Annotated in this window: 6 protein-coding genes; all 6 read right to left on the reverse strand. The window is 40.8% G+C overall.

The window, feature by feature from the left end; translation table 11 throughout:
* Nucleotides 1-18: 18 nt before the first annotated feature.
* Complete coding sequence (locus OQ5_RS0100005; RefSeq protein ID WP_016775523.1) at nucleotides 19-1,158, reverse strand: glycoside hydrolase family 88/105 protein; 1,140 nt, start codon at nucleotides 1,156-1,158, stop codon at nucleotides 19-21.
* A gap of 317 nt (nucleotides 1,159-1,475) precedes the next feature.
* Nucleotides 1,476-3,269: a glycoside hydrolase family 2 protein gene (locus OQ5_RS0100010; RefSeq protein WP_016775524.1), complete on the reverse strand. Its 1,794-nt coding sequence runs from the start codon at nucleotides 3,267-3,269 to the stop codon at nucleotides 1,476-1,478.
* A 457-nt stretch (nucleotides 3,270-3,726) separates the two neighbouring features.
* Nucleotides 3,727-4,797 carry a glycoside hydrolase family 43 protein gene (locus OQ5_RS0100015; RefSeq protein ID WP_255297319.1) on the reverse strand — a complete coding sequence of 357 codons (1,071 nt, stop codon included), beginning with the start codon at nucleotides 4,795-4,797 and terminating at the stop codon, nucleotides 3,727-3,729.
* A gap of 188 nt (nucleotides 4,798-4,985) precedes the next feature.
* Entirely contained in the window at nucleotides 4,986-7,022 is a 2,037-nt protein-coding gene (locus tag OQ5_RS0100020; RefSeq protein WP_016775526.1) for a RagB/SusD family nutrient uptake outer membrane protein, read from the reverse strand.
* A gap of 13 nt (nucleotides 7,023-7,035) precedes the next feature.
* Nucleotides 7,036-10,287: a SusC/RagA family TonB-linked outer membrane protein gene (locus OQ5_RS0100025; protein WP_016775527.1), complete on the reverse strand. Its 3,252-nt coding sequence runs from the start codon at nucleotides 10,285-10,287 to the stop codon at nucleotides 7,036-7,038.
* Nucleotides 10,288-11,145: 858 nt separating this feature from the next.
* Nucleotides 11,146-11,333: helix-turn-helix domain-containing protein (locus tag OQ5_RS19795; RefSeq protein ID WP_044107100.1), on the reverse strand; the 188-nt coding region annotated here is incomplete at its 5' end.

Genomic DNA, 11,333 nt, shown 5'->3' on the forward strand with positions numbered 1-11,333 from the left:
TTTATGGACAGACACTATTTATTCTGTTAACAACCTGTACATTTCAGATGCCGCCAGCAGGAAGGCCCCGGTTCCAAAATTAGAGGTTGAATTCTGATCCACCACCTGACCGGGAATTGCCCGCTCCCCGACAGGCTGAACATAACCGATACTGCCATCTTTCTGAAGAGCTGTATTCACAAGGTAATTCCATGATTTCTTTACTGTTGGCAGGTAGGTTTCTTCTTCCAGGATATCATTGTTGATGCCCCACAGAAAACCGTATGTAAAGAAAGCTGTACCGCTGGTTTCCGGCCCCGGAGAATGTTCGGGATCCAGTATACTGCGGGTCCAGTATCCGTCGGGCTGCTGAACATCCTTTAGCGTATTGGCCATGCGTTTAAAATCCTCTAAAAAAGAGCTGTAGTGTTGATGATCCGGAGGCATGTCCTGTAACACTTTGGCCAAACCGGCAAATACCCACCCGTCTCCACGGGCCCAAAAATCTTTTTTGCCATTCAATGACTTATGTTTGGGAAAAACATACCTGGCATCACGGAAAAACAAACCTGTTTCGTCATCGTACATGATGCTTTTGGCATAACTGTAGTATTCGAATAACTTGTCGAGATATTGCTCCTCGCCCGTAAGTTTATACAACTTTGTCATCACCGGCATAACCATGTAAAGACCATCGGCCCACCACCAGTAATCAACCGTATCGGTTGACATCTGATACTGCATAACCTCTTTGGCCCTGGCTACCATCTTTTCATCGGGATCCCCGACCAGATTATAAAGATCAATGTATGTCTGAAAACAAATTTGCCAGTCGCCGAACAACACATATTCATCCGATTCGCCGTAGCTGTACTTCCAATTTTCAGGGTTGAAAGATCCGGCACCCATCCATCTGTTATGTTCAGCCCATTCACGGGAATAGTTCAAATAACGATCAAGCCCTGTCACTTTATACGCTTCAATGTTACCTGTATGATAAGCCGCATTATCCCAAAAAGCACGACCATGTTCGGGATGAGATTGTTGCCAGTGGTCGTTTACTTTTACAATCAATGATCTGACATCTTGTGGATTGGGTAACCCACTCTTTTTGTTGCCATGGCATGATGGAAGCAAAAAAATCAGTAATGCCGTCAAACTTACTTGAAAAAATCTCATGTGTTCGTGTTTTAATTTATGTGGTTGAGTATGGTATACAAAAAGATATTTTTATAAAAATAAAAGCGTTTTTAATTTTTGTACCGGAGTTAACTCGTTGTTAATGATGATGAAATAATTTAAAACAACAATAAGTTGGGCAATAGAGATGCTTTTTAGACCAGACTCATGGTTCTTTTTCTTCCGCCAGGTTAATGCTTAAATCTTTTCCCCTTCTACCCTACCGCCATTTTCAGGAACAACAACTACCAGAACGACTCAGTCCTATTCTCTCTACTCCGTGCCCCTTGCTCTTCGCCCCTTGCCTTTCTACCTTCCTACCGTTTTTTCTTGTACCACTCTTTCATGATAAAAAATGCCTTTTTCTTTATTCCCTGATCGGAAATCAAGCCTTTGCGATTCCATCCGTCCTGAATTTCGGGGAGCACCCTTCGTGGCGACATAAAATCCATCAAAATCCAGGGGGCTGTTCCTGCAAGGTCCATTTTATCAAACATAGCGACACTTTGGATGTACAATTCTTCCTGATATTCCTCAGTCCACCGCTGATTTTTAGTTCCATGATATCCCTGAAGAGCTCCGGCACCAAATTCACTAATCACCACCGGTTTATCATTCGGAAGTTTCCAGTTCATTTTGGCACATTTTTCGGGAAGTCCGTCGTACCAGCCAATATAGGTATTAAAACTTACTACATCGACAATGTCCATGAGCGGATCATTGATAGCGGGCGTGAAAGCATCGTGATATTCCTTTTCCATAGCCATGCTGATGAGCCTGGAATCATCTAATTTCCTGGCATGCTGAACCAATTTGGTCAGAAACCGGTTACGGACATCGCTTACCGGTGTTTCATTGGCCAGTGACCAAATTATGACGGCTCCCCGGTTCTTATCACGGGTAATCATTTCTTCCAACTGATTCTGAGCATTTTGCAAGGTTGATTCGTTGGTGAAACTGATGGTCCAGTAAACCGGAATCTCACTCCAAACGAGTATACCCATTTTTTCTGCCTCACGCACCATGTATTCGTTGTGAGGATAATGAGCTAACCTTACGAAATTGGCATTCATCTCTTTTGCCCAGGAAAGGAGCGTGTGCGCCTCAGCCGGACTATTGAAACGTCCGGCTCTGAAGGGAGCTTCCTCATGAATACATATACCACGGAGAAATACCGGGTCTCCATTCAGATGAATGCGGTTTCCCACTGCTTCTACGTGACGAAAAGCAACCTGTTCTCTCATAGAATTTCCGGCCACTGATATTGAAATCTCATAAAGCTTGGGATTTTGGGGCGACCACAAATCCGGTTTGGCTTTCAACGAAAAAGTCCCTTTCCCTTCTTCATCCGGGTTAATGGTCACCTCTTCTTCGAGTTCGGGAATAGATACTTTTACCGGCGTTTGAAGGTTGGTGCCGTCCAACTGCACCCAACCTGAAATTTCGTTGTATTTTCCATCGGAAAGAAAAACAGAGAAATCGCGGACAAACGTTTCCGATTCTTTCAAAATCAGGACATCACGGGTTATTCCACCATAATTCCACCAATCTGTATTAACGGTTGGAACCTCATCTTTATGCCTGGTGTTGTCAACCTTAACCACCACAAAATTATGACCGTTTTTCAGCTTTCCGGTTACTTCAAAATTGAACGGCGTAAATCCGCCTTTATGCGAACCAATGTATTCACCGTTCAGATAAACCAAAGCCTCATAGTTAACTGCACCAAAATAGAGAAAATAGCGTTCATTCTCTTCCGGACTGAAATCAAAAGTTTTTCGAAACCACACCGTTCCCTCATAGTACTTCAGTTCCTGATCGGCAGTATTCCAATCGCCGGGAATAAACATCTTTTTCGATTTCTCGAAGCTGTACTCCACGAGATCAGATTCACTCTTCGGTTTCTGATCTTTAAAAAAGCCCCATTTACCTGGCTGAAGTCGATAGTCGTAATATCCAACCTCATACCGGTCGATAATGTAATCCCACTGGCCGTTAAGCGATTTTGCCGTACGGTTTGGAACATTAGTAATTAACGGATGAAGATTTTCATTGGCGTATGCAGAAACTACCAAACAAAATGCAACGAAAGTGAGGAATGTTTTTCTCATGTTACTAATTCTTTTTATTGCGTGTAAAACAACAGATCATCGGATTCCTGAATATAAGATGTATCGTAAAATTCCTGCATCCGGAATGACGATAATTTTAGTGTCTGTCCATAAAGTGCCATTTACAGCGTTACGCTCGTCCGAAAATTACTCATTTACGATGAGTAAACTCCGTATTTTCGGACTTCGCAAGCCTTGTAAATGACACTTTCTGAACAGACACATGATAAGTAGGAAATTTTTCCTACTTTATAGACACGCATTAATTAGTGTCTGTCCCTAAAGTACCATTTGCTGTGTTACGCTCGCCGCCAAAATACTCATTTACGAAAAGTAAACTCCGTATTTTCGGGCTTCGCAAGCCTTGCAACCGGCACTTTCTGAACAGACACACAAATTGTAAAAATCTATGCGTGTTTATGGACACTCACTAATTAAATGTAATCGAATATAGCTATTATTTTTCATCAAACACCGATAAGTCCCATTCATCCTTCCAGCTGATAACCGGTTTTTCTCCATCAAAAGCTATGGGAAGCCAAACATAACGTCCGTTAATCGGATTATCCGGTCGCCACCTGTCGGCCATAAAAATATACGCATCCTCTTTTTCCTGAATAGGTAATACAAAAGTACTTTGTGAATGAAATGTTAACTCCGCATCTTCACCCACACAGGGATTACCCAAAGTTTTCCAGGGGCCCCAAACCGACTCTGCCACAAAAGAACGGGCAGCATTGGGCTTCCATCCGGTACACCCCGACGCAATTAGATAATACTTACCACGTCGTTTGAACATGGCCGGTGCTTCATTGTGTCCACCAGGCAAAATTCTCTTCCATTTTCCTGTAAAACCGGTATACTCACTGTTTAGCTCTGAAATGTGCAATGTCAGATTTTCTTCTGATGAATGGATGTGATAAGCTGTTCCGTCGTTATCAACAAACAACGTCATATCTCTTGACATCTGACCAACTTCAAAATCCCGCTTCACAAAAAGTCCTTTTTCCACTGCTTCACGCCATTCGGGCGTCCACCATTTTAAGTCATTATCAAACTTTGTGGTCTTCATTTCGTTATCTGCATGCACAGGCCAGTCTTTTTTATTTGGTCTGTGCGAACCAAGATATGCATAAGGACCGGTAACATTCTCGCTCACAGCCACTCCCGTTCTTGCTGCACTATACCCCTGCCCTTTCAGTTCGAGGTGAAACCACATAACAAACTTTTTCGTTGAATCATTGTAAATGACCTTGGGTCTTTCCATCACTGAACCTTTCACAATTTCAGAATCGGTATCATCAACAGCAGCAAGAGCAACCCCTTCATTCTTCCAGTTGTATAAATCTTTCGATGAATAACACCGGATTCCCACAAAAGCAGTGTTACCACCTTCACCGGCTGTTTTATGCTCTCCAAACCAATAATAAATGCCGTTATGGGAAAGAATTCCACCACCGTGAGCATTGATGTGGACACTATCGGTGTCGTACCAGATTTTACCGGGGTGAAAACTCTGATGATTCAAAGTTTTTTCTTTATTATTAAAACACCCGGAAAAGCAAAGAACAAGTATCCAAATAAAAATCGGGAATAATATTTTTTTTCTTATATGATTTATCATTACAATATCATTTATTTCCAGAAACAAGAAAAAAAGGCGCCCAAAAGGCACAAAATGCATTTTTGGGCACCTCCCATTATTTGAATCAGGGATTAATATTCAGCACCTTGTCCCGCAACTGTTGGCCATCCAGGGTTCTGATAAATTGGTGAAGTTGAGATAGTCTGACCATCTTCAGATGAAATAAGAAAATGCTGAACAGCTATTGGCTCCAGGTAATGGGCTTCAGTAAAGTACAGACCATCATAAAAATTATTATTGGTCTGGACAATCTGATAAGGTCGTAAATAATCACTGAGAGTAGGAGAAGAAACAGTATTGTCCTTTTCATCTGGTTGATCTGCCAATAATATACCTTCCTCATAATCATTTCGCATTGGCCCCCAAATCTTACAACCCTCAATCTGAAAGCCGTCAAGTTGATCCATGGCTCTCCAGCGCAATAAGTCATTGTAGCGTTGACCTTCACCGACCAATTCGCTACGACGCTCACGGCGAATATTATAGAGCGTTTCATCAACAAGCTGACCTTGGGAATATGCTCCCCAGTCATTTTTGGCTTCTTCGCTCATTACAGTATGGCTGATAGTAGCTGTATAATCTTCATTTACTCCGGCTCTGGTACGAATTGCCCGCCAATATTGATCTGCTTTTGCATCAATGTAGCCATTCTTTTCATAACTGGCTTCCATATAGATCAAATATGCCTCGGCAGCCCTGAATATTACAGGCGCAGTAATATCCTGTCCGAGAATTTGCATATCATAGTCAAGGGCATATCCTTTTCCAAGCATATAACCGGTTGAAGTAGAGTATTTTCCATCTGAACTATATACCATTGGTGCTGTTTCGAAAGTCTCAGGATTTTCAATGTTCTCAAAGGCTTTAACTTCTCCGGGTGCTTTCATGAACAAACGCCACCGACTATCTCTGTCAACTTTTGTATCCTGAATATAGTCATCTCCGGAGTACCCGCTGGCAGGATCATAAACAGGTAGGCCATTGGCCATAAGAAAGGATTGTTCCATCTGGTGAGTATAACCTTTTTGAGCACCATAATAAATATAGTGATTATAGCTGTGTGCCCTTCCCTGGTCAACACTGTATTGTCTGAACATCAGAACTTCCGGATAAGCAGAAGGATCGGGGGTAGCAAACATATTATAATAATCATTGACCGGTTGAGAAGCACTTTCCTGAATAACCTGATTATTACTCACCAAAGGTATCGCATCAGCAATTTCGGAAGAGGCCTCCATCGCTTCATCCAGGAAAAAATCAATCTCTCCCTGCAAACTTCCACTCGGAAAAGTATAACCGTTGTTATACTCCTTATCGGCACCCGGCCAGCCGGGACCGTTTGGAACGAGAGGAGTTCCTGCATGGTATTTAAGCCAGGTCGCTTCGAACAAAGCAACACGTGCTTTTAACAACAGTGCTGCATTGCGGGTAATTCTAACCTTACCTCCTTCAGGACTGTTAGATAGCAAATCAATCGCTTTGTCCAAATCTTCCAGAATAAAACGTGCCACCTCATTACGTGGACGGCGCTGGGAGGCCTCAGTAAGCACTTCCTGATCATCGGGTAACGTTTTTGTAACAATTGGAAAATCACCCAACTTTCTTAAGCGATAAAAATACTCATGTGCTCTCAAAAAATAGCCTTCACCAATGTAATGCTCAACGTTAGCTGAGTTTCCATTAATTTCACCATCCTCATACCTGGGGACAACGGTTTCCAGATAATAATTTAGCGCGTAAATATTTGAAAAATTCCATTTTCCTCCTGTTGCGGGAACCGTCCATAAACCGGGAACATACCGATTATTCGAGCCTCTTGTCGTTGCATTATCTGTAGCCAGATCATTAAAATAGAATGATTCGCCACCACTCCCATAATGGCTTGGAATCATTCCTCCTTTATCATCACTTCCCTCATTATACCAGGTATAATCTGCGTAATATTTAATAGTATAAGCAGCCAGGTGCGACTCTTCCCATAAATATTTTTCAGGCGTAACATCTGATGGTGGTGTTACATCCAGCTGATCATCACAGCTTGCCAAAATAAGAGTACCTATTCCTAATGCAAGTGTAATTTTTGTTGAAATATATTTTAATCTTCTCATTGTATTGTTTTTTTTAAAAGTTCACACTTAAACCAAAACTATAAACGGTTGAAAGCGGATAAACAGTTCCCCCCTGTTTACCAATGCCGGCTGTTTCGGGGTCCATTGTTTCCGACAGATTGGTAATTGTCAACAGGTTTTCGCCAGAAACATAGATACGGAGATTTTGTAAAGAAAGCCTGTTAACAAAAACTTCAGGAAAGGTGTATCCAATCTGAAGATTTTTCAGACGCATATAAGATGCATCCTGCAAATATTTGGTTTGAGTCTTATGGTTTTTGTTATTAAACAAAGGACGAGGGTAATAAGAATCAGTATTCAACCCCAGAGGATGATCGGGATCGTCACGAAAATAATCAAGATGCTCAGTAAAAGCAGTAGACCACCACTGTCCGCTTCCGGTAGCCCCCCAGAATACCATACTGTTCTCGCCTGGATCAAAATCACGCTTTAGAACTCCCTGCCAGAACATTTGCATGTCGAAACCTTTCCAGGCTGCGTCAAGAGTTATTCCTGTTAGATATCTGGGTGTACTGTTTCCGATTTTTTTAAGGTCACCCATGTCGTGAATCGTATACTCGCCATTATCCACCCGGCCATCACCGTTAATATCTGCATACATAATATCTCCAGCAGCCCAGTTGCTACCGATAGCATCCTGGCCTCCCTCCGGAAGCGACTCAAGATGCTGTTCCATCTCCTCATCAGTTTTAGCAATTCCTACAGTGGTATATCCGTAAATATTGCCAGTAAAGGTTTCCTCAACATACCTGCTTAAACTCCCGGTTGGGTTCCCATAGCGCAGTATTTTTGTTCTGGAATCGGCAATATTAATCCGGGCGCCATAGCGAAATTCCCCTTTTCTGTCTCTCCATGACATTTCAAGTTCCCAACCCATTGTTTTAAGATCAGTATTGTTGGTCTTTGGAACAGCAGTACCAAGAATAGCCGGAAGCTCAACTCCCGGGCCAACCATATCGGTTGTTTTTCTTACAAAATAGTCAAATGAACCTGTAAGACGATTGCTAAAAGCTCCATAGTCAACACCGATGTTGGTTGTTTGAATTTTCTCCCAGGTTAGCGTTGACGAGATCAGCCCCGGAACACCCGCCGTATTAGGTTTTACACCATTTATAATCCATTGCCCGTCAGCAGCACCTGTAGGCAAAGTTTGATAAGTAGGATACCAATTATCTGTATTTTGGTTAGACAGTTCACCATAAGAAGCCCGTAGCTTAAAAGTACCAATTATATCTTCCATATTACCCCAGAAATTCTCACGTGCTACATTCCAACCTAAAGAAGCAGATGGAGCCCATGACCATCTTTTTTCAGCCCTGAATCTGGATGTTCCATCATATCTTAAATTGAATTCGGCAAGGTATTTCTCATTCAAATCGTAGTTTAACCTTCCGAAAAATCCTGCAGTTCTCCACTCCTGATATTGACCATTGATAGACATATTATCATTATTAGTGGTCAAATTCAAAACCGGCAAATCAGTAGTAATCATATCCGTACGTTGAGCATTCATATCACGGTATTTCATCTGCTCGTACTGAAACCCAAGCATCCCCGCAAAGTTATGACTACCAACCTGTTTTGAATAATTTGTATAAATATTTGGATTCAGGAAAGTAGATTTATAGGAATATTCATAAACCTGGTCGTTATTCGGACTGGTGAGGGCCTTATAAGTGTTTTCAGGATTATCTGCATAATGAGAATATACCCTTTTCTGATCCCAATGTGTCCAGTCATTGCCGGTTCTTACATTCATTTCACCAATAATATCCCAGTCCTTGAGTGGGGATAGAGTCACTTTTGCCTGTTGATACAAATCGTCATTTTGTTCTTTGTGCCGGCCCCCTTCCGACATAGTCAGGATGTAGTTGATGTCGGCCATATAATAGCCGTTGGGATCTTTTATGGCCCTGATTGGCCTTGCCCTTCGCAGAATATGATCATAAAAGCCTTCATTCATATTTGTAGGACGGGCATATTCGGTACGAATAAAGCGACTGGAATAGTCAATTTTCAGGATGTGGGTGAGCTGAGCTGAGATTTTTCCTGTTAACGAATAGCGATCGTAATTCTCTGTGCCATATCTCATAAAACCATCCTCGGTCATATAATTAGTAGACAGATAATAGGTAAAATCAGAATTTCCTCCACTTATACTGAAATTATGCTCCTGCGAAGGCGACCAATCCTTATAATATTCATCCAGCCAGTCGACATTGGCATAAGTATAGTCATAGTTCCATTTCCCACCACTGCCAACATAAGCAACATCGTTAGGGTCTAGTTCTCCATCGTAATAACTTTTCACTAATTGTTTATAATCCTCGCTGTATAAATGCGAGTTTGATACATTGAAATTAGCATCGTCGAAAAAGTTTACAAACTCCCACGAACTTTGCATGTCAGGCATCATAACAGGTGTTTTAAAGCGGAAGTTGTTATTGTAATTAATAACTGTTTTTCCTTCTTTTCCACTCTTTGTTGTAATCAGAACAACACCAAAAGGAGCTCTTGAACCATAAATCGATGAAGCTGCAGCATCTTTTAATACAGAGATACTTTCAATATCCTGTGGATTGATGGTATTTATATCGCCTTCCATCCCATCTATGAGCACAAGAGGGTCTCCTTTTGAACCTTCACCAATAGTCCCGGTTCCCCTGATATTAATAGTTTTGGTTGCATCAAGTTCTCCTCCAACCCCACTATTATAAATATTGAGTCCGGGAATTACACCTTGCAATGCCTGAACCGCATTTGAAACAGGACGCTCTTCCAAATCTTCAGAAGAAGCAGTTGCCACTGATCCTGTAACATTGATTTTTTTCTGGGTTCCGAAACCAACCACCACAACTTCTTCTAAAGAAGCGGTGCTTGGCTGCATTACAACATTAATAATAGATTCTGATCCTAATTCAATCTCACGACTTTCATAACCAATAAAAGAGAAAACCAAAACGGGATTGTCAATTTCGGGAACATCAAGCGAATATTTGCCTTCAACATCGGTAATAGTTCCTCTTGTTGTTCCCTTTATCAGAATATTGACGCCGGGAATCGGATCTCCAAGCTCATCAGTAACAGTACCGCTAACCGTAGTTACTGTTTGAGGAATGTTTGCATAAGAAATTGTTGTGCCCGATAAAGACAAAAGCACAATCAATAATAAAAATGGCCCCATTCGAAAATGGTCCCTGAAACTTTTTACAGATTTTTCAGGGAATAATCTGAATTCTTTCATACAAATAATGTTTTAAGAGTTTTTTAAATAACTTGATTTGGCTATATGAGGAAAATCTTCACATCTCTGTTACAAAAGGTTACATTATGTATAAAACCCGTATTTCTTTTTCAACAAAAGATTCGATTTTTACTTCGTAAACTTCAATTTTTTAATTTTCTAAACTGGTTTCCTTTGGATGTTCCTATTGAATCATTTCCCAAGTTTTTGTTTACAAACTTTAACCAGTGTCAAAATTAAGATGAGCTTAAGAGGAGAGATTTCAGAAAACCGATATATGCTATAACAAATTCACTTATGTTATAATTTATTTGAAAAAAGCTGAAACTTTTTTGATGACGGAATTTAATAAAACAGCTTAAAGAAATATATACCAGCAAATTAAGTAGGAAAACAAAAATTAACAAAGTCTCACAACATTGAAAGAATCGAGCCCCGATTACTTGGGACGAATTCCATTTGACCTAAATCAATAAATTTTATACGGGTAAATAGACGAGGCTAATCGCCAATCACAATGCCAACATTTTCTATGACATCGAATTATTCTAAAAAGTATGAATACTTTCGAGCAAAAGTATCCATACTTTCGAAGAAAAGTATCTATACTTTTGAGGAAAAATATGGATACTTTTTATCACAATACTCTATTAAGCCTTTTGGGGGATTATAATTAGTGTCTGTCCATAAAGTACCATTTGCTGTGTTACGCTCATCCAAAATTACTCATTTACGATGAGTAAACTCCGTATCTTCGGACTTCGCAAGCCTTGTAAATGACACTTTCTGAACAGACACACATATAGTAGAAATTTTTGCGAGTTTATAGACGAGCACTAATTAGTGCACAATTAATGCCTATGTGTTTTCACCATTTTTCCCTCCGTTCTCAATCGTTGAATAAAGCTGCACATACTCTGAAGGGGTGCAATTGTATTGTTCTTTGAAGCAACGTGAAAAATAGGAAGGACTGGAGAATCCGACCATATAAATAATTTCCGAAATGGTTCTTTTGTTTTGTGCCAACAGATCGGCAGCGATTTTAA

The sequence above is a fragment of the Anaerophaga thermohalophila str. Valhall genome (assembly GCF_000250735.1).
In the GTDB taxonomy this organism is placed as follows: domain Bacteria; phylum Bacteroidota; class Bacteroidia; order Bacteroidales; family Marinilabiliaceae; genus Anaerophaga; species Anaerophaga thermohalophila_A.